Origin of the sequence: Flavobacterium pisciphilum (genome assembly GCF_020905345.1) — a bacterium.
Taxonomy (GTDB): domain Bacteria; phylum Bacteroidota; class Bacteroidia; order Flavobacteriales; family Flavobacteriaceae; genus Flavobacterium; species Flavobacterium pisciphilum.
On the sequence record NZ_JAJJMO010000001.1, the window covers coordinates 2,232,394 to 2,254,874 of the forward strand.

The window sequence follows — 22,481 nt, forward strand, 5'->3', positions numbered from 1 at the left end:
ATTTCGACTAAGTCAATTATTATTTGTTGTACAACTCTACGATTAATTGTTCTTTAATGTTTTCTGGAATTTGAAGTCTCGCAGGTACAGAAACGAAAGTTCCTTCTTTAAGATCATTGTTCCAAGTAATCCATTCATAAACATGACTTGAATTAGATAAAGAACGTTCGATAGCCTCTAAAGATTTAGATTTTTCACGAACAGCAACTTTATCACCAGGTTTAAGGTGGTAAGAAGGAATATTAACCACTTCACCGTTTACAGTAACGTGTCTGTGAGATACGATTTGACGTGCACCTCTTCTAGAAGGAGCGATACCCATTCTGAAAACTACATTATCTAATCTTGCTTCACATAATTGTAATAAAACCTCACCAGTAACTCCTTTAGTAGCTGATGCTTTTTCGAATAAATTTCTGAATTGTTTTTCTAAAATTCCGTAAGAATATTTAGCTTTTTGCTTTTCCATTAACTGAACAGCATACTCAGATTTTTTTCCTCTTTTTTTAGCCATCCCGTGTTGTCCAGGTGGGTAATTTCTTTTTTCGAAAGATTTGTCATCTCCGAAGATTGCTTCGCCAAATTTACGAGCGATTCTTGTGCTTGGACCAGTATATCTTGCCATTTTAAATTGTTTAAGATTGAGATTATGAATTCAGGTCTTATCCTTCGATAATCTATTTTCAATCTAGGTTATACTATAATTTTTGAGTATTAAACTCTACGTCTTTTAGGAGGACGACATCCGTTGTGAGGCATTGGAGTAACATCGATAATCTCTGTAACTTCAATTCCACCGTTATGAATAGAACGGATAGCAGACTCACGTCCGTTTCCTGGTCCTTTTACATAAACTTTAACTTTTTTAAGTCCTGCCTCAAGAGCTACTTTACTACAATCTTCTGCTGCCATTTGAGCTGCGTACGGAGTATTCTTTTTAGAACCTCTGAAACCCATCTTACCAGCTGAAGACCAAGAAATAACTTCACCTTTCTTATTTGTCAAAGAAATGATAATGTTGTTGAAAGTGGCAGAAATATGAGCTTCACCCGTTGATTCAACGATAACTTTACGTTTTTTTGCAGTTGCTTTAGCCATATTACTTATTATTTAGTTGCTTTTTTCTTGTTAGCAACAGTTTTTCTTTTACCTTTTCTTGTTCTAGAGTTGTTTTTAGTTCTTTGTCCTCTTAACGGAAGACCAGATCTATGACGGATACCTCTGTAACAACCAATATCCATTAAACGTTTGATGTTTAAAGAAACCTCAGAACGTAATTCTCCTTCAATCTTGAAAGTTGATACTGCCTCACGAATTGCTCCGATCTCATCATCATTCCACTCTTGAACTTTTTTATCTTGGCTAACTTGAGCTTTTTCTAAAATCTCAATAGCTCTACTTCTTCCTAATCCAAAGATATAGGTAAGTGCTATAACACCTCTCTTATTTTTTGGGATATCTACCCCTGCTATTCTTGCCATAATTATCCTTGTCTTTGTTTAAATCTAGGATTCTTTTTGTTTATTACGTACAATCTCCCTTTTCTACGCACAATGATGCACTCGGGACTTCTCTTTTTTACTGATGCTCTAACTTTCATAGTGAATATCCTTTAATATCTATAAGTAATTCTTGCTTTTGACAAGTCGTAAGGGCTCATTTCTAGTTTCACTTTATCACCAGGTAATAATTTGATGTAATGCATACGCATCTTACCAGAAATATGAGCAATTACAATATGTCCATTTTCTAATTCTACACGGAACATCGCATTTGATAATGCTTCAATGATTGATCCGTCTTGTTCTATTGCTGATTGTTTTGCCATATAAAAATTAAGCTACTGCTTTTCTATTTTTACCAGTCTTCATTAAACCATCATAATGTTTGTTTAACAAGTATGAGTTGATTTGTTGAATAGTATCTATTGCAACTCCAACCATAATTATTAATGAGGTACCTCCAAAAAACATTGCCCAAGATTGTTGTACATCCATAAAACTTACAACAATGGCTGGGAACACAGCAATCAAAGCAAGGAATAAAGATCCTGGGAAAGTTATTAAAGACATCACTTTATCAAGAAAATCTGAAGTCTCAACTCCTGGTCTAACACCTGGAATAAAACCACCGCTTCTCTTTAAATCGTCAGACATCTTGTTAGTAGGTACTGTAATCGCAGTATAGAAGAAAGTAAATACAACAATTAAAGTTGCAAATACAAAATTATACCAGAATCCAAACATATTACTAAAAGCTCCAACAATTGATTGTGATGTATCTGATTTTGACAATCCAGCTACAGCTGCAGGAATAAACATAATTGCTTGTGCAAAAATGATTGGCATAACCCCAGAAGCATTAAGCTTAAGTGGAATCCATTGTCTATTTCCTCCCATCAAATCTTGCTCATAATCACCTGAAGTTGTACGACGAGCGTATTGAACTGGGATTTTACGAACTGCCATAATTAACAGCACACAAGAAATAATAACTAATAACCAAATAATAATTTCAATAACTAATAACATTGGTCCTCCATTGTTATTGGTAACTCTGGTTGTAAATTCTTGAATAAAAGCTTGTGGAAAACGAGCTAATATACCAACCATAATCAACAATGAGATTCCATTTCCAATACCTTTATCTGTAATTTTTTCTCCTAACCACATGGCAAAAATTGTACCTGTAACCAAAATTATCACAGAAGAAAATAAAAACTCAAAAGAATTAAAACCTAGTAAGAATGCACTACTAGGTAATGTTCTATATAAATTATAGATGTAAGTTGGTCCTTGAACTAGTGTAATAACAATAGTTAACCAACGTGTTATCTGATTAATTTTTTTTCTACCGCTCTCTCCATCATTTTGAAGTTTTTGTAAATACGGAATCGCAATTCCCATTAACTGTACAACAATAGACGCTGAAATATAAGGCATAATACCTAAAGCAAAAACTGAAGCTTTAGAGAATGCACCTCCGGTGAACATGTCTAGAATAGATCCTAAACCATTTTTTGTTTGTCCCGCTAATCCAGTTAATTGCGTTGCATCAATTCCAGGAAGCGTAACGTGTGCTCCAAAACGATATACTAAAAGAAGTCCTAAAGTAATTAAGATTCTATTTTTCAGTTCTTCGATTTTCCAAACATTACTTATTGATTCAATAAATTTCTTCATACAATAGAAAAATTATATTGTTACAGCCTCTCCACCAGCAGCTTCAATAGCAGCTTTTGCAGTAGCAGTAAATTTGTGAGCAGTTACTTTTAATTTTGCTTTCAATTCTCCTCTACCTAAAATCTTAACGATTTCATTTTTGGTAGCTAGACGATTAGCTACATAAACTGTCATATCAACAGAATCTGTAATAATACCATTGTCTACTAATAATTGAAGCGTATCTAAATTTACACCTTCGTATTCTTTACGGTTGATGTTTGTGAAACCGAACTTAGGTACACGTCTTTGAAGTGGCATTTGCCCTCCTTCAAAACCAATCTTTTTAGAATAACCAGAACGAGATTTTGCTCCTTTGTGACCTCTTGCAGCAGTGCCACCTTTTCCAGAACCTTCTCCTCTACCTAATCTTTTATTTTGATTGTGCGTTGATCCTTCAGCTGGTTGTAAGTTACTTAAATTCATAACAGTATTTGTTATTTAGCTTCTTCAACAGAAACTAAGTGTTTAACTTTGTTTATCATCCCAAGGATAGCAGGATTTGAATCATGCTCTACAACTTGTCCCATTTTACGTAGACCTAAAGCTTCCAAACCTCTTTTTTGAGAAAGAGGACAGTTGATTTTGCTTCTTACTTGTTTTACTAATAATTTAGCCATAATTTCCTTGAATTAACCTTTAAAAACTTTTTCTAAAGAAACACCTCTTTGTTTTGCAACAGTATAAGCGCTTCTCATTTGTAATAAAGCATCAAAAGTTGCTTTAACTACGTTATGAGGATTTGATGATCCTTGAGATTTAGATAATACATCGTGAATACCTACTGATTCAAGAACTGAACGAACAGCTCCACCAGCAATAACTCCTGTACCATGAGAAGCAGGAATTAAGAATACACGTGCACCACCAAATTTACCTTTTTGTTCGTGAGGAACTGAATGTCCATTCAAAGGAATTTTTACTAAATTTTTCTTAGCATCTTCTACTGCTTTCGCAATTGCTTCAGAAACATCTTTAGATTTTCCTAATCCATGTCCAACAACTCCATTTTCATCACCTACAACTACAATAGCAGAAAAACCGAAAGCTCTACCACCTTTTGTAACTTTAGTAACACGATTAACACTTACCAGACGATCTTTAAGTTCAAGACCACTTGGTTTTACTAATTCTACATTTTTGTATTTAGACATAATATATTAGAATTTAAGTCCAGCCGCTCTTGCGCCTTCTGCTAATGATTTAATACGACCGTGATATAAGTATCCTCCTCTATCGAAAGTTACTGCATCAATTCCAGCTTTTAACGCTTTTTCTGCAACTAGTTTTCCAACTGCGTTAGCAATTTCTACGTTCGTACCTTTACCTATTTCTTTTTCTCTTGAAGAGGCAGCCAATAAAGTAACTCCATTTACATCATCAATAAGTTGTGCGTAAATTTCTTTGTTACTTCTAAATACAGATAGTCTTGGTTTAGTAGCATAACCACTAATCGTTTTTCTAATTCTGAATTTAATTCTCTGTCTTCTATCAGATTTTGTTAATGACATAATCTTATTTTTTAAGCTGATTTACCTGCTTTTCTTCTTAATACTTCACCTACAAATTTAACACCTTTTCCTTTATATGGTTCTGGCTTACGGAAACCTCTAATTTTTGCCGCAACCTGACCTAAAAGTTGTTTATCAATTGATGTTAATTTTACGATAGGGTTCTTACCTTTTTCAGATATTGTCTCTAAAACTACTTCAGGAGCAATTTCTAAAACAATATTGTGAGAATATCCAAGAGCTAAATCTAACTTTTGTCCTTGATTTGAAGCTCTATAACCAACTCCTACCAACTCTAAAGATTTAGTAAACCCTTCATTTACACCAACAATCATATTATTGATTAATGATCTGTAAAGTCCGTGTTTTGCTCTGTGATCTTTGTGATCAGACGATCTTTCTACTTGAACTTGATCGCCTTCAACCTTTACAGTTACATCCGAAAACTCCTGTGTAAGTTGACCATTCTTTCCTTTTACTGTAATAATACCGTCTTTAACTTCTACAGTTGTACCAGCAGGGATTACAATTGGATTTTTACCTATTCTTGACATCTTATATAGTCTTTATAATTAGTATACGTAACAGATTACTTCACCACCTACATTTAATTGCTTAGCTTGTTTTCCTGTCATTAAACCTTTTGACGTAGAAACAATAGCAATTCCTAATCCGTTAAGGATTCTAGGTAAGTTAGCAGCACCTGCATATTTACGCAAACCTGGTTTACTAATTCTTTGGATATCTTTAATTACCGACTCTTTAGTATCTTTATCATACTTCAAAGCGATTTTGATTGAACCCTGAACAGCGTTGTCCTCAAATTTGTAACTCAAGATATAACCTTGATCAAATAAGATCTTAGTTATTTCTTTTTTTAGATTAGATGCTGGAATTTCAACAACTTTGTGGTTTGCAGCCACAGCGTTACGAACTCTAGTCAAATAATCTGCAATAGGATCTGTATACATATGTATTTGATTGCGATTATGGTTTTCAGGAAGCACTCGCTTCCTGAACCTTTAATCAATTTATAAACTTTTTAAATTACCAGCTGGCTTTTTTTACACCTGGAATTAATCCATTGTTAGCCATTTCACGGAAAGTTACACGTGAAATACCGAATTGACGGATATACCCTCTTGGTCTACCTGTTAATTTACAACGATTGTGCAAACGAACTGGTGAAGCATTTTTAGGTAATTTTTGTAATCCTTCAAAATCTCCAGCTTCCTTCAAAGCTTTTCTTTTCTCAGCATACTTCGCTACCGTTTTTTCTCTCTTAACCTCGCGGGCTTTCATTGATTCTTTAGCCATGTCTTAATTCTTTTTAAAAGGTAAACCTAATTCAGCCAATAATGACTTTGCTTCTTTGTCCGTTTGAGCAGTAGTAACAAAAGTAATATCCATTCCTGAAATTTTGTTTACTTTATCAATATCAATTTCTGGGAAAATGATTTGCTCTAAAACTCCAAGGTTATAATTACCTCTACCATCAAATCCAGTAGCTTTAATACCACTAAAGTCTCTTACACGTGGTAAAGCTGAAGTAATAAGTCTATCTAAAAACTCATACATTCTTTCTCCACGTAAAGTAACTTTTGCTCCAATAGGCATCCCTTTTCTCAATTTGAATGACGCAACGTCTTTCTTTGAAATAGTAGATACTGCTTTTTGTCCAGTGATCTTTGTTAACTCATCAACTGCATAGTCAATAAGTTTTTTATCAGATACAGCTGCACCAACTCCACGGCTCAAAACGATTTTTTCCAATTTTGGAACTTGCATTACGTTTGTATATCCGAATTCCTCTTTAAGAGCAGAGATTACTCTACTCTTATATTCTTCTTTTAGTCTAGGTGTATATGCCATTACTATAGTACTTGATTAGATTTTTTTGAAAATCTTACTTTCTTATCTCCTTCTACTCTAATACCAACTCTAGTTGCTTCCTTAGTTTTAGGATCAATTAGTGAAATGTTAGATATTTGTATAGAAGCTTCTTTCTTAACGATACCACCTTGAGGGTTTTTAGCACTTGGTTTTGTATGTTTCGAAACCATGTTTACACCTTCAACTATCGCTTTATTTTTCTCACGGTAAACACGTAAAACTTTACCTTCTGAACCTTTATGGTCTCCAGCAATTACTCTTACGATATCTCCTGATTTTATTTTTAGCTTTATCATCTTAAAACGAATTAAAGCACTTCTGGTGCTAATGATACAATTTTCATGAATTGTTTTTCACGAAGTTCTCTTGCTACCGGACCAAAAACACGAGTTCCTCTCATTTCTCCTGCAGCATTCAAAAGAACACATGCATTGTCATCGAAACGGATATAAGAACCATCAGCTCTTCTCACTTCTTTTTTGGTACGTACAACAACTGCAGTTGAAACAGCTCCTTTTTTAACGTTTCCGTTTGGAGTTGCATCTTTGATAGAAACTACAATCTTGTCACCAACAGAGGCATACCTTCTTTTGGTACCTCCTAAAACACGGATAGTTAAAACTTCTTTTGCTCCCGTGTTATCTGCTACTTTTAGTCTTGATTCTTGTTGTACCATAATTATTTAGCTCTTTCTAAGATTTCAACTAATCTCCAACATTTTGATTTACTTAAAGGACGCGTTTCGCTAATTCTTACAGTATCTCCAATGTTACAGTCGTTTGTTTCGTCGTGTGCAACATATTTCTTTGTTTTCAACACGAACTTACCGTATAATGGGTGTTTTACTTTTCTTACTTCAGCAATAACAATAGACTTGTCCATTTTATTTGAAGTAACAACACCAATTCTTTCTTTTCTTAAATTTCTTTTTTCTTCCATCTTTCAGCAGAATACAATTATTGTAACTCTCTTTTAGTTAACTCTGTAGCCAATCTTGCAACTGTTCTTCTTACACTTCTAATTTGAAGTGGGTTCTCAATTGGAGAAATAGCGTGGGCCATTTTTAGGTCAGCATATATCTTCTTAGTTTGACTAAGTTTTTCTTGCAACTCCGCTGCAGAAAGATCTTTTATTTCTGATTGTTTCATAATATATTATAAATTATGCTTCGAAATCTCTAGCAACAACGAACTTAGTTTTTACTGGAAGTTTTTGTGCTGCAAGACGTAAAGCCTCTTTTGCAACTGACAATGGAACTCCTCCAACTTCAAACATTATTCTTCCGGGTTTAACAACTGCAGCCCAATATTCTACTGCACCTTTACCTTTACCCATACGTACTTCAAGAGGTTTCTTAGTGATTGGTTTGTCTGGAAATATTTTGATCCATAATTGTCCTTCTCTCTTCATGAAACGAGTTGCAGCAATACGCGCAGCTTCGATTTGACGAGAAGTTAAGAACATTCCATCTTCATGTACAGATTTAATACCAAACATTCCATTAGAAAGTTCATGCCCTCTTTGAGAGTTACCTTTCATTTTACCTTTTTGTACCTTACGGTATTTTGTTCTTTTAGGCTGTAACATTTTTCTTTAGTTTAAAAATTTACTTTCTTTTACGAGCGTCTGGTTTTGAACCTTTATTAAAGTTAGATTTGCCACGAGGAGCATCTCCACCTTTTCCACCACCAGCTTGTTTTTTATCCATTCCAGCAAGCGGAGAAAGATCTCTCTTTCCATAAACTTCACCTTTCATGATCCACACTTTGATTCCCATTCTACCGTAAGTAGTATGAGCTTCTGCAAGTGCATAATCAATATCAGCTCTGAAAGTTGATAGAGGAATTCTACCTTCTTTGAAACCTTCTGAACGTGCCATTTCAGCTCCATTCAAACGTCCTGAAATCAAAACTTTGATACCTTCAGCGTTCATACGCATAGAAGCAGCAATAGCCATTTTGATTGCACGTCTGTAAGAAATACGACTTTCTATTTGACGTGCGATGCTTGTCGCCACAAGATAAGCATCTAATTCAGGTCTTTTAATTTCAAATATGTTAATTTGAACCTCTTTGTCTGTAATTTTCTTAAGTTCTTCTTTTAACTTGTCTACCTCTTGTCCACCTTTTCCGATAATGATACCAGGTCTAGCAGTAGTGATAGTAACGGTTACAAGTTTTAAAGTTCTCTCGATGATTACTTTTGATACACTAGCTTTTGATAAACGAGCGTGGATATACTTTCTGATTTTGTGATCTTCGGCAAGTTTATCACCGTAATCATTTCCACCATACCAGTTTGAGTCCCACCCTCTGATGATACCAAGTCTATTTCCAATTGGATTTGTCTTTTGTCCCATGCTGTTTAAGAATTGCTTTGTGTGTTATTGATAGCCCCAAGCACGATTGTTACGTGATTAGAACGTTTTCTTATTCTGTGTGCGCGACCTTGAGGTGCTGGACGAAGTCTTTTCAACATCATTCCACCATCTACTCTGATCTCTTTAACAAATAATCCAGCTTCTTCTAAATTACCTTCACTATTTTTTTGCTCCCAGTTGTTGATTGCAGATAATAATAGTTTTTCTAATTTTCTTGAAGCTTCTTTAGAACTGAATCTTAAGATGTTAAGTGCTCTTTCTACCTTCTGACCTCTTACCAAGTCCGCTACTAAGCGCATTTTTCTAGGTGAAGTAGGGCAGTTATTCAATTTTGCGAAAGCAATAGACTTATTAGCCTCTTTTCTCGCATCTGCTGTTTCTCTTTTACGAACTCCCATTGCTTCTTATTTTTTACCTTTATTTTTTGCTCCAGCATGACCTCTAAAAGATCTAGTTGGTGAAAATTCTCCTAATTTGTGACCTACCATGTTTTCTGTTACGTAAACTGGTACAAATTGACGACCGTTATGAACTGCGATAGTCTGTCCAACAAAGTCTGGAGTAATCATAGAAGCTCTAGACCAAGTCTTTACTACTCCATTTTTACCGCTTTCAATGTTTTCTTGAACTTTCTTGTCTAACTTATAATGAACGAAAGGTCCTTTTTTTAATGAACGTGCCATATCTTAATTATTTCTTTCTACGTTCTACGATATACTTATTACTCGGGTTTTTCTTAGAACGAGTTCTATAACCTTTAGCTGGTATTCCATTTCTTGAACGTGGATGTCCACCAGAAGAACGACCTTCACCACCACCCATTGGGTGATCGACAGGGTTCATTGCAACAGGTCTTGTTCTAGGTCTTCTTCCTAACCATCTTGTTCTACCTGCTTTACCAGATACAACTAATTGGTGGTCTGAATTAGATACTGCTCCAATTGTAGCTGCACAAGTTAACAAAATTAATCTTGTTTCACCTGATGGCATTTTGATTGTAGCATATTTTCCATCTCTTGCCATTAATTGAGCAAATGTTCCAGCTGAACGAGCGATTACTGCTCCTTGACCTGGTCTCAATTCGATACAAGAAATAACAGTTCCTAAAGGAATTCTGCTTAAAGGCAATGTATTACCGATTTCTGGTTGAGATTCTGGACCAGAAACTAATTTCTGACCAACTTTCAATCCATTTTGAGCGATAATATAAGTTTTCTCTCCATCAGCATAAGCTAACAAAGCGATGAATGCAGTACGATTTGGATCATACTCGATTGATTTCACTGTAGCCGGAATTCCTTCTTTTGTACGTTTGAAATCAATAATACGATATCTCTGCTTGTGACCACCACCCGTATAACGCATGGTCATCTTTCCTTGACTATTTCTACCTCCAGAGTTTTTTATCGGCGCTATCAAAGAGCGTTCCGGCTTATCAGTTGTAATGGCGTCATAACCATTCACAACTCTAAATCGCTGACCTGGGGTAATAGGTTTTAATTTTCTTACTGACATTTTTCTATCTTAGATATTGTTGTAAAAATCAATTGTTTCTCCTTCTTGTACTTGAACAATTGCTTTTTTGATTGCATTTGTCTTTCCGCTGATCAAACCACTTTTTGTGTATTTTGTAGTTCTATCCGGTCTTACATTCATTGTGTTAACACTCAAAATAGTTACTCCATAAGCAGCCTCAACAGCTTTCTTAATCTGAACTTTATTTGCTTTTTTGTCAACAACAAAACCGAAGCGATTCAAAACTTCACTTTCTTTGGTTACTTTTTCAGTTACTATAGGTCTAATTATGATGCTCATATTCCTATTATTTACTTAAATTTTCTTCAATTACCTCTAAAGAACTCTCCAAAAGCACTAAATTATTAGCGTTAAGAATAGCGTAAGTGCTTAATTCATAGCTACTTACAACATTAGAAGCCTTCAAATTGCGTGAGGACAAATATACATTTTTATTCGACTCTCCCAACACAAATAGAGATTTTTTATTTTCTAACCCTAAAGCTTTCAAAACATTAATGAAATTTTTAGTGTTTGGTGTTTCAAAATTAAAGTCTTCTAAAACAACAATACTTGCTTCTTTTGCTTTAATTGAGAAAGCTGATTTTCTTGCCAATCTCTTTAAGTTTTTATTCAATTTAAATGAATAACTTCTTGGTCTTGGTCCGAAAACTGTTCCACCACCTTTAAACAAAGGGTTTTTAATACTACCCGCACGAGCAGTACCAGTTCCTTTTTGTTTTTTAATCTTACGTGTACTTCCCGCTACTTCAGCTCTTTCTTTAGCCTTATGAGTACCTTGTCTTTGATTTGCTAAATATTGCTTAACATCAAGATATACAGCGTGATTATTTGGTTCAATTGCGAATACTGAATCAGAAAGTTGAACTTTTCTTCCAGTATCTTTTCCGTTGAAATCTAATACTTTTACTTCCATTACTTCTGAATGATTACATAAGAGTTGTTATGTCCAGGAACACATCCTTTGATAACTAGTAGGTTCTTTTCAGCAACTACTTTTAAAACTCTAAGGTTTTGAACTTTTACATTGTCTCCTCCCATTCTTCCAGCCATACGCATTCCTTTGAATACTCTAGATGGATAAGAAGAAGCTCCCACAGAACCTGGCGCTCTTAAACGGTTGTGTTGACCGTGAGTTGCTTGACCAACACCACCAAAACCGTGACGTTTTACAACCCCTTGAAAACCTTTACCTTTAGACACACCTTGTACATCTACAAATTCTCCTTCAGAAAAAATAGAAACATCAATAAGATCTCCTAATTTTTGCTCTGTTGCGAAATCTTGGAATTCAACGACTTTTTTCTTAGCTACAGTTCCAGCTTTTTTAAAGTGACCTAAAGCCGCTTTTGTGGAATGTTTCTCGTTTTTGTCATCGAAACCAAGTTGCAACGCTTCGTACCCGTCAACACCTTTGGTTCTGACTTGGGTAACAACGCATGGACCAGCTTCGATTACTGTACAAGGAATATTTTTCCCGTTTTCATCAAAAATACTAGTCATGCCGATTTTTCTACCAATTAACCCAGACATAAATATTAATTATTAATTATTAAATATAAATATAGAACGCAGCTTTTAACCGAATCCTATTTTTTAAGAGGTGCAAAAGTATAACTTATTTACACACAAACCAAAAAAAATATTTTTCGCTTAAAAACAGCGTCCTTTTTTACTCTTGAACTACTTAAACTTTGATTTCAACTTCTACTCCACTTGGCAATTCAAGTTTCATTAGAGCATCAATAGTTTTAGATGAAGATGAATAAATATCAATTAATCTCTTATATGACATTACTTCAAATTGCTCTCTCGCTTTTTTGTTAACGTGCGGAGAACGTAGTACAGTGAAAAGTTTTTTATGTGTTGGCAACGGAATTGGACCTGTTACAACAGCACCGGTACTCTTAACTGTTTTTACAATCTTTTCAGCAGATTTATCTACCAACATGTGATCGTAAGATTTTAGTTTTATTCTGATTTTTTGACTCATTTTCTTAAAGATTAAGCGTTTCCTTTTGCTTTTTTGATAACTGCTTCTGAAATATTAGAAGGCGTTTCAGCGTAGTGTGAAAATTCCATTGTAGATGTTGCTCTACCAGACGAAAGTGTTCTTAATGTTGTTACATAACCAAACATCTCCGACAAAGGCACATCAGCTTTGATAGTTTTAGCACCATTTCTATCACCCATGTCATTAACCTGACCTCTACGACGGTTAATATCACCTACGATATCTCCCATGTTTTCTTCTGGTGTAATAACCTCCATTTTCATGATTGGCTCAAGAATGATTGCTCCAGCAGCTTTAGCTACTTCTCTATACCCCATTCTAGCTGCTAACTCAAAAGAAAGCGCATCTGAATCGACAGGGTGGAAAGATCCGTCAGTTAAAGTTACTTTTAAACTATCAACTTGGTATCCTGCTAAAGGACCAGTTTTCATAGCCTCACGGAAACCTTTTTCTACAGATGGAATATATTCCTTAGGAACGTTACCACCTTTTACAGCATTAATAAACTGCAATCCTACAGGAACTTTACCATCAACTTCGTCAGCTGGCCCAAGTGTAAATACGATATCTCCGAATTTACCACGACCTCCTGATTGTTTCTTATATGTTTCTCTATGTGTAGCAGTTTTTGTAAATGCTTCTTTGTATTCAACTTGAGGCTCACCTTGGTTCACTTCAACTTTAAATTCACGTTTCATACGATCAATCAAGATATCCAAGTGAAGCTCACCCATACCTGATATAATAGTCTGCCCTGAAGCCTCATCTGTTCTAACTGTAAACGTAGGATCCTCCTCAGCTAATTTAGCCAAAGCCATACCCATTTTATCTACGTCAGCCTTAGTTTTAGGCTCAATTGCAATACCAATTACCGGCGCAGGGAATTTCATTGACTCAAGAATAATTGGATGTTTTTCATCACACATTGTATCTCCAGTCTTAATATCTTTAAATCCAACTGCCGCACCAATATCTCCAGCCTCGATATAATCGATAGGATTTTGCTTATTAGCGTGCATTTGATAAATACGAGAAATTCTTTCTTTGTTTCCAGAACGAGTGTTCAAAATATATGAACCCGCATCCAAACGACCTGAATAAGCACGGAAGAAAGCTAAACGACCAACATAAGGGTCAGTAGCGATTTTAAATGCTAAAGCAGCGAATGGCTCTTTTACATCTGGACGACGAATAATTTTTGTTTGATCTTCTTCTAACAATTCAGCATCATCAGGATGAATTCCTTCGATACCTTCTTTGTCCATTGGAGATGGTAAATACTTACATACAGCATCTAACATAAACTGAACTCCTTTATTTTTAAAAGAAGAACCAGCAAGCATTGGAATGATTGCCATATCTATAGTAGCAGCTCTTAAAGCATTATTAATCTCTTCTTCAGTAATAGAACTCTCATCTTCCATGTACTTATCAAGAAGATTCTCATCGTAATCAGCAACTGCTTCAATAAGTATAGATCTATATTCTTTTACCTCTGCAAGCATATCCTCAGGGATAGGCACAATATCAAAAGTAGCTCCTTGAGTTTCATCATGCCAGATAATAGCTTGATTTTTAACCAAATCAACCACACCTTTGAAATCATTCTCCTCACCAATTGGTAAAGTGATTGCAACTGCATTAGACTTCAACATGTCTCTAACTTGCTGACATACATTCAAAAAGTTAGAACCTTGTCTATCCATTTTATTAACAAATCCCATACGAGGAACTCTGTATTGATCAGCAAGTCTCCAGTTAGTTTCTGATTGAGGCTCAACACCATCAACAGCACTAAACAAGAAAACCAACCCATCAAGTACACGTAAAGAACGATTTACCTCTACAGTAAAATCAACGTGTCCTGGAGTATCAATAATATTAAAATGATATGGTTTTGATTCTGGCAAAGCTTTACCTTGCTCTGTTGGGAAACTCCATTCACAAGTTGTAGCAGCTGAAGTAATTGTAATACCTCTTTCTGCTTCTTGCTCCATCCAGTCCATTGTAGAAGCACCATTATGTACTTCACCAATTTTATGTGTTTTCCCTGTATAAAAAAGAATACGCTCAGTTGTTGTTGTTTTACCAGCATCAATATGAGCAGCAATCCCAATATTTCTTGTATATTTTAAATCTCTAGCCATTTCTTATGAATTAAAATCTAAAGTGAGAGAATGCTTTATTAGCTTCAGCCATCTTATGAGTATCCATTCTCTTTTTAACAGCAGCACCTTCTTCTTTAGCCGCAGCTAAACATTCTGAAGCTAACCTTTGAGCCATAGATTTTTCATTTCTTCTTCTAGAATAAAGTATTAACCACTTCATTGCCATAGAAATTTTACGATCTGGTCTGATTTGCATTGGAATTTGGAATGTAGCTCCACCAACTCTACGACTACGTACTTCTACGTGAGGCATAACATTAGTTAAAGCATCTTTCCAGATTTCTAATGATGATTTTTCTGAATCTTGCTTTTTAGATTCAATGATGTCAATTGCATCATAAAATACTTTAAAAGCTGTAGATTTCTTACCGTCCCACATTAAGTTATTCACAAAACGCGTTACCAATTGGTCGTTAAACCTCGGATCTGGTAAAAGTGGTCTTTTCTTTGCCGCTCTTTTTCTCATGTCTTTTTCTTAAAAGTTTAAATTACTTTTTTGCTTCTTTTGGGCGTTTAGCACCGTACTTAGATCTTCTTTGCGTTCTTCCTGCAACTCCTGACGTGTCAAGCGCTCCACGAACGATATGATATCTAACACCTGGTAAATCTTTTACCCTTCCGCCTCTAACTAATACTATCGAGTGCTCTTGTAAATTGTGTCCTTCTCCAGGGATGTAAGCATTTACTTCGTTACCATTTGTCAAACGTACACGCGCTACTTTACGCATTGCAGAGTTTGGTTTTTTTGGTGTAGTAGTGTAAACACGCGTACAAACCCCTCTTCTTTGAGGACAAGAATCTAAAGCAACCGATTTACTCTTCTTAGTCATCTGAGTTCTTCCTGTTCTTACTAATTGTTGAATTGTTGGCATAATTAATACTAAAAATTTATTATGTATATTAAATTCCCGCTTTTTACGGGGTTGCAAATGTATAAAATATTTTTCACTATACAAACGTTAATACATTAATTTTCAATAAGATTATTTAACCTTATGTTTTTATTCTCAAAGATTAGATATTTGCATTACATTTAATAAAACACTTTTAAACTTGAAAACACTTCTTTCTTTTTTCCTGATAATCTTTCTTAGCCTACAATGTTATGCGCAGCATTTTGAATTAAAGATTACTGGAAAAAACACTGTTGAAGACAAAATCATAGATTCAATATCCTATTTAAAAAAACACAAAACAACAAAATCCATCAATGATGAAATACAATTATTCTCAGAAAAGCTATCTACTAAAGGATACATTGACAACAAAATAATCGCCAATAACCGCATAAACGACAGCACATTTACTATAACATTCAGTTTAAAAGAAAAAACCAACTCCATACATATATATATAGGTAAAGAAAACCCAATTCTCAAAACTGTATTCCCAAACACAATAAACGACACCATAATAGCCCCATACGAGGAAATTGAATCACTCTTAAACAAAAAACTAAACCAGCTCGAACATTTAGGATACGCCTTCACAAAACTAAAACTCATAAATATCCATCGAAAGAAAAACACCCTTTATGCTGACTTAGAATTTAAAAACGAAAAGAAAAGAGAAATCAATTCAATCATCCTGAACTACACACAGAACAACCAATCAAATATTTTTCCAAAAGGTCACTTAAAACAATTTGAAAAAAAATACACCGGAAAAATATTCAATCAGGAAACTGCCACAGAAATCTACAACGATTTTGAAAAGCTCTCTTTTGTAAAACAAAGCAAATTCCCTGAGCTCCTATTCACAAAAGATTCAACAAAAATCTATATCTACCTCGAAAAAAGAAAAGCCAACACATTCGACGGTTACATAGGTTTCTCTAATGATGAAAATAAAAAAATCACCCTAAACGGTTATCTCGACATCAACTTAGAAAACACCCTTCGCAGCGGAGAACAATTTTCTTTATATTGGAAAAGTGACGGAAACAAACAAACCACATTCAGAACCAAACTAGAAATTCCTTATCTATTCAAAACCCCCACAAGCTTAAAAGCTGAATTAGAAATTTTCAAACAAGACAGTATTTTTCAAAATACAAAAACCGCAATAGCCCTAGGTTATTACATAAAATACAACTCACATATATATCTTGGCTACCAATCTACTGAATCAAGCGACATACAAAACACCAATAGCAGCTTAATTCAAGATTATAAAAACCATTTCACAACAAGCACTTTCGAATACAAAAAAATAACTCCTGAGAATTTCGCATCTCCAGAGAAGACTAACATAACTATAACTGCCGGCCTTGGGAAAAGAACAAATACAAACAGCACAACAGACGAATCAAACGAAAACAAACAATACTACGCCAACATTGACTTAATCAACATTTTTTACTTAAACACAAAAAATAGCCTATTCATAAGAAGCAAAAGCTATTACTTATTTAGCGATAATTATTTAACAAATGAATTATATCGATTTGGAGGTATAAATTCAATACGTGGATTTGCAGAAAATAGCCTCCAAGGAAATAATACAAATTTACTTATAACTGAATATCGATATCTAACATCTTCAAACCTCTACTTACACACCATTCTAGATTACGGCATATATCAAGACAAAACTTCTCCAGAAAACAATAAAAAAACAACCAACCTAATAAGCATTGGTCTTGGATTAGGAATGATAACAAGAAACGGATTACTAAAAATCACACTTGCAAATGGCAGCACAACAGAAAACAAGATAAAATTCAACAACAGCATCCTTAACATTTCATACAATGTTAAATTCTAACATTTATAATAAAAATAATAAGAAAAAAATTCAAATAAACTCAATAAAATAGCCATTTGACAAGAAAAAAACCAACATGATTAGCCTTTCGTTAAAATATATTTAAATGTTAAATTTAAAGGGTAATGAAAAATTCATTAACATAATATTAGGATAGATAATAAATTATTGTGAATATTGTATTACTAATTCAAAATAATTAAAAATGAAACTAAATTTCAACGGATCTTTAGTAGTACTATTACTACTAATAGCGCAGCTAACCTTTGCGCAAGAAAGAGTTGTTTCGGGTGTTGTTTCTGACAACGCAGGAATGCCTTTACCAGGCGTGAGCGTGTTAGTCAAAGGAACAAAAAGCGGAACACAAACAGATTTTGATGGTAAATATTCCATCAAAGCATCACCAAGTCAAATCTTGGTTTTTAGCTATATTGGAATGAAAACCCAAGAAATAGCAGCTAGTACATCTACGATAAACACAAAATTATCAGGAGACGCATTAGAACTAGAAGGCGTTGTAGTAACAACAGCAATGGGTATTAAAAGAGAAAAAAAATCTCTTGGATATGCAGCCCAACAAATTTCAGGCAAGGATTTAAGTGGAGGTGCAGGCAACACAAACGTCGCTAATTTATTATCTGGAAAAGCTGCCGGTGTAGAAGTTTCAAGAAACAACAACTTCGGAGGATCTACAAATGTTGTAATAAGAGGAAGTAAATCACTTACCGGAAACAATCAAGCTCTTTGGGTTATTGACGGGGTACCAATTGACAACTCTAATTCAAATGCAACTTCACAACAAGTTGGAGGAGGTGGATATGATTATGGTAATAATGCATCAGATATCAACCAAGAAGACATTGAAAGCATCAATATCCTTAAAGGAGCAGCTGCAACAGCATTATATGGATCAAGAGCCGCAAATGGAGTTGTAATGGTTACTACTAAAAAAGGAAAAACAAATGATAACAAAATTGGTTTCACTTTTTCAAGCGGATATACTAACGGAACAATTGACAAATCAACATTCCCAACATATCAAAATAGATACGGATCTGGATATGGCTTTGGTTCTTCGTTTTTAGGAACTGGAACACCTGACACAGTAGACACTTCAAATGATGCCTCTGACGGAGACATCTTCGACAACCAATTAGTTTACCAATGGGATGCTTTCACACCTTTTTCTCCAAATTTCGGAAAAGCAACTCCATGGACTGCTGCTAAAAACGGACCAGTAACTTTCTTTAACAACGCTAATACATTCGTAAACAGTATCTCTCTTGAGAAATCAACTGACAGATCTAGCCTTTCTATGTCTTACGTTAATACTAATCAAACTGGTATTTTACCAAACAGTGAATTAAAAAAGAATCAATTAAGCGCAAGATTCAGTCAAAAAGTAACTGATAAGTTAACTGCAAATGCTTATGCTTCGGTTACACTACAAAGCACAACAGGTAGAAACTCTACTGGTTACAATGACAACATAATGGGTAATTTCAGACAATGGTGGCAAACCAACACTGATGTTCAAGCTCAAAAAGACGTATACTTTGCATCAGGAGGTCAAAACGTAACATGGAACTGGGCTGATCCAACAGATCCAGCAGGTCTAAAACCAGCTTACTGGGACAACCCATACTTTACCCGCTATCAAAACTACTCATCAGATGACAGAACCCGTTTATTTGGTTATGCATCTCTTAACTATGAAATTACTCCTTGGCTGAGTGCTTTAGGAAGAGTTTCATTAGACACTTACAAACAACTTCAAGAAGAAAGAAGAGCAGTAGGATCAATTGCATCAGGATTTGGCCTTTCTCCAGTTGACGAAGCATCAGGATACCAAAGAAACGATATCAACTTCCAAGAAGTGAATTATGACCTAATGTTAAATTTCAATAAAAAAATTGGATCTGATATAAGCTTAAACGGAGTACTTGGTATGAACGTAAGAAGAAACGACAGAGACAATGTTCTTTCCTCTACAATAGGAGGCTTGGTTACACCAGGAATTTATGCTCTATCTAATTCTCGTTTAGATTTACCTTTCCCAAAAGAAGCTAAAATATCATCCGGTGTTAATGGTCTTTACGCACAAGGTTCTATTGGCTATTTAGACACCTATTTTGTTGATGCCTCTATAAGAAGAGATGTCTCATCTACATTACCATCAGATAACAATTCATACGTTTATCCAGCTGTTTCAGGATCATTTTTATTCTCCAACCTAGTAAAAGCAAATTGGTTAAACTTAGGAAAATTCAGAGTCAACTATGCAGAAGTAGGAAATGATGCTGATGCATTACAATTAAACAATACCTACACCAGAGTTTCAAACTTCCAAGGTCAACCTTTATACACGAATGCATTACTAACTCCATTTCGCAGCATCAACAAAAACCCAAACCTTAAACCAGAGAGAACAAAATCTTTCGAAGTTGGTCTAGAAGCAAGTTTACTAGACAGACGTTTAGGATTTGATGTTACATACTACAAAACAAACTCAGTTGATCAAATTGTTTCAGCAGCAGTTTCTTCTGCATCTCAATACACTAACGGAGTCGTTAATGGAGGAGACATAGAAAACAAAGGTTTTGAAATCCAATTATACGGAACTCCAATAAGAACAAAAGATTTTAGCTGGGAAGTAATTATAAACTGGTCAAACAACAAAAGTAAAGTTATTTCATTACCAAACGGTCTAGACAACCTTCAATTAGGTTCTTTCCAAAGTGGTGTTACAATTAACGCTGCACCAGGAGAAGCTTATGGAGCACTTAAAGGTACTGATTACGTTTACACAAACGGACAACGTACTATAGACCAATCTAATGGAAAGTACATGATAACAACCTCTTCAGCTAATACAATTGGAAACGTTACTCCAGACTGGATTGGTGGTATTCGAAATAAATTCAATTACAAAAACCTTTCATTTGGATTTTTAATTGACACTCAAAAAGGAGGAGATATCTTCTCACTTGATATGTCTTATGGTCTCGCATCAGGACTATACAAAGAAACTGCTATAGGTGATATGAGAGAAAACGGAGTACTAAATCAAGGTGTAGCACCTGATGGATCTCCAAACACAGTAAAAACCAAAGGCGGATCAGTTGCAAATAGTGTAGGATATCAAGCTGCTCCAAATAAAGCTTTTATCTATGACGCTTCATTTGTAAAACTAAGAGAAGTATCTATTACCTATAACTTCCCTAAAAGCATGTTCGAAAATACATTTATCAACGCTGCTTCTTTAAGTCTTTTAGGTTCTAATCTATGGATAATCAGTAAAAATCTACCTTATGCAGATCCAGAAAGTGGATTATCTTCAGGAAATAGCTCAAGAGGTTATTCTGTAGGATCTCTTCCAACTACAAGAGATATTGGATTTAACTTAACATTCAAATTTTAATACCAAGAAAAATGAAAAAATTAATATATGCTTTAGGAATCTTAATCCTCACAATTTCTTGTGATGATAATGGCCTAACAGATTTAAATGTCGACGAAAAAAACCCTTCTGTTGTACCCGCAAGCACTCTTTTCACAAATGCAGAAAAAGCACTTACAGAACAACTTGTTAATACGAATGTAAACAGAAACATATTTAGGTTGGTTAACCAACAATGGACAGAAACAACTTATCTGGATGAATCAATTTACAACTGGGTTACCCGTAAAATCTCCGATAATCACTGGGACAGACTTTATGCCGGATCTTTAGCCGACTTAGCTCAAGCAAAAGCATTTCTTGAAAAAGATGTAATCTCCCCTACCGATTTAGAATTCACACAAAAAACAATCACTAAGAAAAATCAATTGATATTAATTGATATTTTAATGGTTTATACTTATCAAATACTTGTTGACACTTATGGTGATGTACCTTATACTGAATCATTGCAAGGATCTGCAAATTACCTGCCAAAATATGATAAAGCTGTAGACATCTACAAAGACCTTATAGTTCGCCTAAACAAAGATATTGCAAACCTAGACACAACATATCCTGCATTTGGCGATGCTGAAGTAATCTATAAAGATGACTTAGATGCTTGGATTAAATTTGCGAATAGCATTAAATTAAAATTAGGAATTAATCTTAAAGCATCAGGTTTAGAAGCTGCAATTGCAGACGCTACAATTATATCAGGTGCCGCAGGCGGATTCACTTCCAATGCTGATAATGCCAAACTACCTTATATGCTAAACCTTCCTAACACCAATCCACTTTATGTTGATATGGTATTCTCAGGAAGAAATGATTTTGTTGTTGCAAAACCATTTGTTGATGCATTAGTAACATTAAACGACCCAAGAAAAACTGCATATTTTAGACCAACTTACAAAGACACAGACCCAGTTACTGGAGACTTAATAACAGTAACAGGCTACAGAGGTGGTATCGTTGGAACAAAAAACTCACAATCTAAATACACTCATGCTAGCAACAAAATCAAAGCACCAGATTTCAGCGGTACATTGTTAGATTATGCTGAAGTAGAATTCTTATTGGCTGAAGCTGCAGGAAGAGGAGTAGCCGTAGGAGGTGATGTAGCCTCTCATTATGAAGCTGCAATTAGAGCATCTATGGATGACTGGGGCATATCTCCAGCAGATGCTAATGCCTATTTAGCTCAACCAGCTGTTGCTTATGCTACAGCAACAGGAACATGGCAACAAAGAGTAGGTGAACAAGCATGGTATGCTTTATTCAACAGAGGCTTTGAAGGATGGACTTCTACAAGAAGACTAAACTTCCCTGTTCTTACACCTCCTTCAAACGCAGACGCTGCTGCTGAAGGAAAAGTACCATCAAGAATGGCATACCCTATCAGAGAACAAACCTTAAATGCAACAAATTATAATGCAGCTGCAACTGCAATTGGAGGAGACAAATTATCTACAAAAATATTCTGGGATAAATAAAAATAATCTACAAATCCAATACCATTTTAAAAACCACCCTTTTTATGGGTGGTT

33 protein-coding genes are annotated in these 22,481 nt (G+C 34.9%); 3 read left to right on the forward strand and 30 right to left on the reverse strand.

The window, feature by feature from the left end; genetic code table 11:
• Nucleotides 1–19: 19 nt before the first annotated feature.
• The 30 genes from rpsD to rpsL all read right to left on the reverse strand — a co-directional run bounded on the left by rpsD (nucleotide 20) and on the right by rpsL (nucleotide 15,595).
• The gene (gene rpsD, locus LNQ49_RS09235; protein ID WP_035619621.1) at nucleotides 20–625 is read right to left on the reverse strand and encodes a 30S ribosomal protein S4; all 606 of its coding nucleotides are present in this window, start codon (nucleotides 623–625) and stop codon (nucleotides 20–22) included.
• A gap of 89 nt (nucleotides 626–714) precedes the next feature.
• Complete coding sequence (rpsK, locus tag LNQ49_RS09240) at nucleotides 715–1,098, reverse strand: 30S ribosomal protein S11 (protein ID WP_007803677.1); 384 nt, start codon at nucleotides 1,096–1,098, stop codon at nucleotides 715–717.
• Between the two features lie 8 nt (nucleotides 1,099–1,106).
• Nucleotides 1,107–1,481: a 30S ribosomal protein S13 gene (gene rpsM / locus LNQ49_RS09245; RefSeq protein ID WP_229988490.1), complete on the reverse strand. Its 375-nt coding sequence runs from the start codon at nucleotides 1,479–1,481 to the stop codon at nucleotides 1,107–1,109.
• Between the two features lie 2 nt (nucleotides 1,482–1,483).
• The gene (gene ykgO, locus LNQ49_RS09250) at nucleotides 1,484–1,600 is read right to left on the reverse strand and encodes a type B 50S ribosomal protein L36 (RefSeq protein WP_072945378.1); all 117 of its coding nucleotides are present in this window, start codon (nucleotides 1,598–1,600) and stop codon (nucleotides 1,484–1,486) included.
• A 12-nt stretch (nucleotides 1,601–1,612) separates the two neighbouring features.
• Complete coding sequence (gene infA / locus LNQ49_RS09255; RefSeq protein ID WP_007136545.1) at nucleotides 1,613–1,828, reverse strand: translation initiation factor IF-1; 216 nt, start codon at nucleotides 1,826–1,828, stop codon at nucleotides 1,613–1,615.
• 7 nt (nucleotides 1,829–1,835) lie between these two features.
• Complete coding sequence (gene secY, locus LNQ49_RS09260) at nucleotides 1,836–3,182, reverse strand: preprotein translocase subunit SecY (protein WP_229988491.1); 1,347 nt, start codon at nucleotides 3,180–3,182, stop codon at nucleotides 1,836–1,838.
• A 12-nt stretch (nucleotides 3,183–3,194) separates the two neighbouring features.
• Nucleotides 3,195–3,647: a 50S ribosomal protein L15 gene (rplO, locus tag LNQ49_RS09265; protein ID WP_229988492.1), complete on the reverse strand. Its 453-nt coding sequence runs from the start codon at nucleotides 3,645–3,647 to the stop codon at nucleotides 3,195–3,197.
• 11 nt (nucleotides 3,648–3,658) lie between these two features.
• On the reverse strand, nucleotides 3,659–3,841 hold the full coding sequence (gene rpmD, locus LNQ49_RS09270) for a 50S ribosomal protein L30 (RefSeq protein ID WP_017495010.1): 183 nt from the start codon (nucleotides 3,839–3,841) through the stop codon (nucleotides 3,659–3,661).
• A gap of 12 nt (nucleotides 3,842–3,853) precedes the next feature.
• The gene (gene rpsE, locus LNQ49_RS09275; protein ID WP_229991326.1) at nucleotides 3,854–4,378 is read right to left on the reverse strand and encodes a 30S ribosomal protein S5; all 525 of its coding nucleotides are present in this window, start codon (nucleotides 4,376–4,378) and stop codon (nucleotides 3,854–3,856) included.
• A gap of 3 nt (nucleotides 4,379–4,381) precedes the next feature.
• The gene (gene rplR, locus LNQ49_RS09280; protein WP_229988493.1) at nucleotides 4,382–4,732 is read right to left on the reverse strand and encodes a 50S ribosomal protein L18; all 351 of its coding nucleotides are present in this window, start codon (nucleotides 4,730–4,732) and stop codon (nucleotides 4,382–4,384) included.
• Nucleotides 4,733–4,743: 11 nt separating this feature from the next.
• Nucleotides 4,744–5,286, reverse strand: coding sequence for a 50S ribosomal protein L6 (rplF, locus tag LNQ49_RS09285; RefSeq protein ID WP_229988495.1), 543 nt, complete (start codon nucleotides 5,284–5,286; stop codon nucleotides 4,744–4,746).
• Between the two features lie 18 nt (nucleotides 5,287–5,304).
• Nucleotides 5,305–5,703, reverse strand: coding sequence for a 30S ribosomal protein S8 (gene rpsH / locus LNQ49_RS09290; protein WP_129539789.1), 399 nt, complete (start codon nucleotides 5,701–5,703; stop codon nucleotides 5,305–5,307).
• Between the two features lie 76 nt (nucleotides 5,704–5,779).
• Nucleotides 5,780–6,049 carry a 30S ribosomal protein S14 gene (gene rpsN / locus LNQ49_RS09295; protein WP_007803655.1) on the reverse strand — a complete coding sequence of 90 codons (270 nt, stop codon included), beginning with the start codon at nucleotides 6,047–6,049 and terminating at the stop codon, nucleotides 5,780–5,782.
• A gap of 3 nt (nucleotides 6,050–6,052) precedes the next feature.
• Nucleotides 6,053–6,604 (reverse strand): 50S ribosomal protein L5, encoded by a 552-nt coding sequence (gene rplE, locus LNQ49_RS09300; protein WP_035619635.1) that lies wholly within the window; start codon nucleotides 6,602–6,604, stop codon nucleotides 6,053–6,055.
• 2 nt (nucleotides 6,605–6,606) lie between these two features.
• A complete protein-coding gene (gene rplX, locus LNQ49_RS09305; protein WP_035619636.1) occupies nucleotides 6,607–6,921 on the reverse strand; it encodes a 50S ribosomal protein L24 in 315 nt (104 codons plus the stop codon).
• 11 nt (nucleotides 6,922–6,932) lie between these two features.
• The gene (gene rplN / locus LNQ49_RS09310; RefSeq protein WP_007803649.1) at nucleotides 6,933–7,301 is read right to left on the reverse strand and encodes a 50S ribosomal protein L14; all 369 of its coding nucleotides are present in this window, start codon (nucleotides 7,299–7,301) and stop codon (nucleotides 6,933–6,935) included.
• Between the two features lie 2 nt (nucleotides 7,302–7,303).
• Nucleotides 7,304–7,564 (reverse strand): 30S ribosomal protein S17, encoded by a 261-nt coding sequence (gene rpsQ / locus LNQ49_RS09315; protein WP_129539790.1) that lies wholly within the window; start codon nucleotides 7,562–7,564, stop codon nucleotides 7,304–7,306.
• A gap of 17 nt (nucleotides 7,565–7,581) precedes the next feature.
• Nucleotides 7,582–7,773 (reverse strand): 50S ribosomal protein L29, encoded by a 192-nt coding sequence (gene rpmC / locus LNQ49_RS09320; protein ID WP_007803639.1) that lies wholly within the window; start codon nucleotides 7,771–7,773, stop codon nucleotides 7,582–7,584.
• 13 nt (nucleotides 7,774–7,786) lie between these two features.
• Entirely contained in the window at nucleotides 7,787–8,212 is a 426-nt protein-coding gene (rplP, locus tag LNQ49_RS09325; protein ID WP_007803637.1) for a 50S ribosomal protein L16, read from the reverse strand.
• Nucleotides 8,213–8,231: 19 nt separating this feature from the next.
• Complete coding sequence (rpsC, locus tag LNQ49_RS09330) at nucleotides 8,232–8,984, reverse strand: 30S ribosomal protein S3 (protein ID WP_035619639.1); 753 nt, start codon at nucleotides 8,982–8,984, stop codon at nucleotides 8,232–8,234.
• 5 nt (nucleotides 8,985–8,989) lie between these two features.
• On the reverse strand, nucleotides 8,990–9,403 hold the full coding sequence (rplV, locus tag LNQ49_RS09335; RefSeq protein ID WP_007803631.1) for a 50S ribosomal protein L22: 414 nt from the start codon (nucleotides 9,401–9,403) through the stop codon (nucleotides 8,990–8,992).
• A 6-nt stretch (nucleotides 9,404–9,409) separates the two neighbouring features.
• A complete protein-coding gene (rpsS, locus tag LNQ49_RS09340) occupies nucleotides 9,410–9,688 on the reverse strand; it encodes a 30S ribosomal protein S19 (RefSeq protein WP_031456039.1) in 279 nt (92 codons plus the stop codon).
• A gap of 7 nt (nucleotides 9,689–9,695) precedes the next feature.
• Complete coding sequence (gene rplB, locus LNQ49_RS09345) at nucleotides 9,696–10,520, reverse strand: 50S ribosomal protein L2 (protein WP_007136563.1); 825 nt, start codon at nucleotides 10,518–10,520, stop codon at nucleotides 9,696–9,698.
• A 9-nt stretch (nucleotides 10,521–10,529) separates the two neighbouring features.
• A complete protein-coding gene (gene rplW / locus LNQ49_RS09350) occupies nucleotides 10,530–10,820 on the reverse strand; it encodes a 50S ribosomal protein L23 (protein ID WP_039111739.1) in 291 nt (96 codons plus the stop codon).
• Between the two features lie 7 nt (nucleotides 10,821–10,827).
• Nucleotides 10,828–11,457 carry a 50S ribosomal protein L4 gene (rplD, locus tag LNQ49_RS09355; RefSeq protein WP_035619641.1) on the reverse strand — a complete coding sequence of 210 codons (630 nt, stop codon included), beginning with the start codon at nucleotides 11,455–11,457 and terminating at the stop codon, nucleotides 10,828–10,830.
• Nucleotides 11,457–12,074, reverse strand: a complete 618-nt coding sequence (rplC, locus tag LNQ49_RS09360; protein ID WP_035619642.1) for a 50S ribosomal protein L3 — start codon at nucleotides 12,072–12,074, stop codon at nucleotides 11,457–11,459. The genes rplD and rplC overlap by 1 nt, the downstream gene beginning before the upstream one ends.
• Before the next feature lie 154 nt (nucleotides 12,075–12,228).
• Entirely contained in the window at nucleotides 12,229–12,534 is a 306-nt protein-coding gene (rpsJ, locus tag LNQ49_RS09365; RefSeq protein WP_011963470.1) for a 30S ribosomal protein S10, read from the reverse strand.
• Between the two features lie 11 nt (nucleotides 12,535–12,545).
• Entirely contained in the window at nucleotides 12,546–14,702 is a 2,157-nt protein-coding gene (gene fusA / locus LNQ49_RS09370) for an elongation factor G (RefSeq protein ID WP_229988496.1), read from the reverse strand.
• Nucleotides 14,703–14,712: 10 nt separating this feature from the next.
• Nucleotides 14,713–15,189 carry a 30S ribosomal protein S7 gene (gene rpsG / locus LNQ49_RS09375; protein ID WP_007803600.1) on the reverse strand — a complete coding sequence of 159 codons (477 nt, stop codon included), beginning with the start codon at nucleotides 15,187–15,189 and terminating at the stop codon, nucleotides 14,713–14,715.
• A gap of 22 nt (nucleotides 15,190–15,211) precedes the next feature.
• The gene (rpsL, locus tag LNQ49_RS09380; RefSeq protein ID WP_022828353.1) at nucleotides 15,212–15,595 is read right to left on the reverse strand and encodes a 30S ribosomal protein S12; all 384 of its coding nucleotides are present in this window, start codon (nucleotides 15,593–15,595) and stop codon (nucleotides 15,212–15,214) included.
• A gap of 181 nt (nucleotides 15,596–15,776) precedes the next feature.
• Between rpsL and LNQ49_RS09385 the strand changes: the two genes are divergently transcribed.
• The 3 genes from LNQ49_RS09385 (at nucleotide 15,777) to LNQ49_RS09395 (ending at nucleotide 22,427) form a co-directional block, all read left to right on the forward strand.
• Nucleotides 15,777–17,489 (forward strand): BamA/TamA family outer membrane protein, encoded by a 1,713-nt coding sequence (locus LNQ49_RS09385; protein WP_229988497.1) that lies wholly within the window; start codon nucleotides 15,777–15,779, stop codon nucleotides 17,487–17,489.
• A gap of 205 nt (nucleotides 17,490–17,694) precedes the next feature.
• Entirely contained in the window at nucleotides 17,695–20,910 is a 3,216-nt protein-coding gene (locus LNQ49_RS09390; RefSeq protein WP_229988498.1) for a SusC/RagA family TonB-linked outer membrane protein, read from the forward strand.
• An 11-nt stretch (nucleotides 20,911–20,921) separates the two neighbouring features.
• On the forward strand, nucleotides 20,922–22,427 hold the full coding sequence (locus LNQ49_RS09395; RefSeq protein WP_229988499.1) for a SusD/RagB family nutrient-binding outer membrane lipoprotein: 1,506 nt from the start codon (nucleotides 20,922–20,924) through the stop codon (nucleotides 22,425–22,427).
• Nucleotides 22,428–22,481 lie beyond the last annotated feature (54 nt).

Excerpts from the sequence above, each read along its gene's own strand:
- rplW (WP_039111739.1), bottom strand. The coding sequence starts at position 10,820 with ATGAGCATCATAATTAGACCTATAGTAACTGAAAAAGTAACCAAAGAA.
- rpsS (WP_031456039.1), bottom strand. The coding sequence starts at position 9,688 with ATGGCACGTTCATTAAAAAAAGGACCTTTCGTTCATTATAAGTTAGAC.
- secY (WP_229988491.1), bottom strand. The coding sequence starts at position 3,182 with ATGAAGAAATTTATTGAATCAATAAGTAATGTTTGGAAAATCGAAGAA.
- rpsM (WP_229988490.1), bottom strand. The coding sequence starts at position 1,481 with ATGGCAAGAATAGCAGGGGTAGATATCCCAAAAAATAAGAGAGGTGTT.
- rpsD (WP_035619621.1), bottom strand. The coding sequence starts at position 625 with ATGGCAAGATATACTGGTCCAAGCACAAGAATCGCTCGTAAATTTGGC.
- rpsQ (WP_129539790.1), bottom strand. The coding sequence starts at position 7,564 with ATGGAAGAAAAAAGAAATTTAAGAAAAGAAAGAATTGGTGTTGTTACT.
- rpmD (WP_017495010.1), bottom strand. The coding sequence starts at position 3,841 with ATGGCTAAATTATTAGTAAAACAAGTAAGAAGCAAAATCAACTGTCCT.
- rpsJ (WP_011963470.1), bottom strand. The coding sequence starts at position 12,534 with ATGAGTCAAAAAATCAGAATAAAACTAAAATCTTACGATCACATGTTG.
- rplO (WP_229988492.1), bottom strand. The coding sequence starts at position 3,647 with ATGAATTTAAGTAACTTACAACCAGCTGAAGGATCAACGCACAATCAA.
- rplE (WP_035619635.1), bottom strand. The coding sequence starts at position 6,604 with ATGGCATATACACCTAGACTAAAAGAAGAATATAAGAGTAGAGTAATC.
- rplR (WP_229988493.1), bottom strand. The coding sequence starts at position 4,732 with ATGTCATTAACAAAATCTGATAGAAGACAGAGAATTAAATTCAGAATT.
- rplN (WP_007803649.1), bottom strand. The coding sequence starts at position 7,301 with ATGGTACAACAAGAATCAAGACTAAAAGTAGCAGATAACACGGGAGCA.
- rpsK (WP_007803677.1), bottom strand. The coding sequence starts at position 1,098 with ATGGCTAAAGCAACTGCAAAAAAACGTAAAGTTATCGTTGAATCAACG.
- rplD (WP_035619641.1), bottom strand. The coding sequence starts at position 11,457 with ATGGAAGTAAAAGTATTAGATTTCAACGGAAAAGATACTGGAAGAAAA.
- rplF (WP_229988495.1), bottom strand. The coding sequence starts at position 5,286 with ATGTCAAGAATAGGTAAAAATCCAATTGTAATCCCTGCTGGTACAACT.
- rplC (WP_035619642.1), bottom strand. The coding sequence starts at position 12,074 with ATGTCTGGGTTAATTGGTAGAAAAATCGGCATGACTAGTATTTTTGAT.
- infA (WP_007136545.1), bottom strand. The coding sequence starts at position 1,828 with ATGGCAAAACAATCAGCAATAGAACAAGACGGATCAATCATTGAAGCA.
- LNQ49_RS09390 (WP_229988498.1), top strand. The coding sequence starts at position 17,695 with ATGAAACTAAATTTCAACGGATCTTTAGTAGTACTATTACTACTAATA.
- rpmC (WP_007803639.1), bottom strand. The coding sequence starts at position 7,773 with ATGAAACAATCAGAAATAAAAGATCTTTCTGCAGCGGAGTTGCAAGAA.
- rpsG (WP_007803600.1), bottom strand. The coding sequence starts at position 15,189 with ATGAGAAAAAGAGCGGCAAAGAAAAGACCACTTTTACCAGATCCGAGG.
- rpsC (WP_035619639.1), bottom strand. The coding sequence starts at position 8,984 with ATGGGACAAAAGACAAATCCAATTGGAAATAGACTTGGTATCATCAGA.
- LNQ49_RS09395 (WP_229988499.1), top strand. The coding sequence starts at position 20,922 with ATGAAAAAATTAATATATGCTTTAGGAATCTTAATCCTCACAATTTCT.
- rplP (WP_007803637.1), bottom strand. The coding sequence starts at position 8,212 with ATGTTACAGCCTAAAAGAACAAAATACCGTAAGGTACAAAAAGGTAAA.
- rpsN (WP_007803655.1), bottom strand. The coding sequence starts at position 6,049 with ATGGCTAAAGAATCAATGAAAGCCCGCGAGGTTAAGAGAGAAAAAACG.
- rpsL (WP_022828353.1), bottom strand. The coding sequence starts at position 15,595 with ATGCCAACAATTCAACAATTAGTAAGAACAGGAAGAACTCAGATGACT.
- rplB (WP_007136563.1), bottom strand. The coding sequence starts at position 10,520 with ATGTCAGTAAGAAAATTAAAACCTATTACCCCAGGTCAGCGATTTAGA.
- rpsH (WP_129539789.1), bottom strand. The coding sequence starts at position 5,703 with ATGTATACAGATCCTATTGCAGATTATTTGACTAGAGTTCGTAACGCT.
- fusA (WP_229988496.1), bottom strand. The coding sequence starts at position 14,702 with ATGGCTAGAGATTTAAAATATACAAGAAATATTGGGATTGCTGCTCAT.
- rplX (WP_035619636.1), bottom strand. The coding sequence starts at position 6,921 with ATGATAAAGCTAAAAATAAAATCAGGAGATATCGTAAGAGTAATTGCT.
- ykgO (WP_072945378.1), bottom strand. The coding sequence starts at position 1,600 with ATGAAAGTTAGAGCATCAGTAAAAAAGAGAAGTCCCGAGTGCATCATT.
- rplV (WP_007803631.1), bottom strand. The coding sequence starts at position 9,403 with ATGGGAGTTCGTAAAAGAGAAACAGCAGATGCGAGAAAAGAGGCTAAT.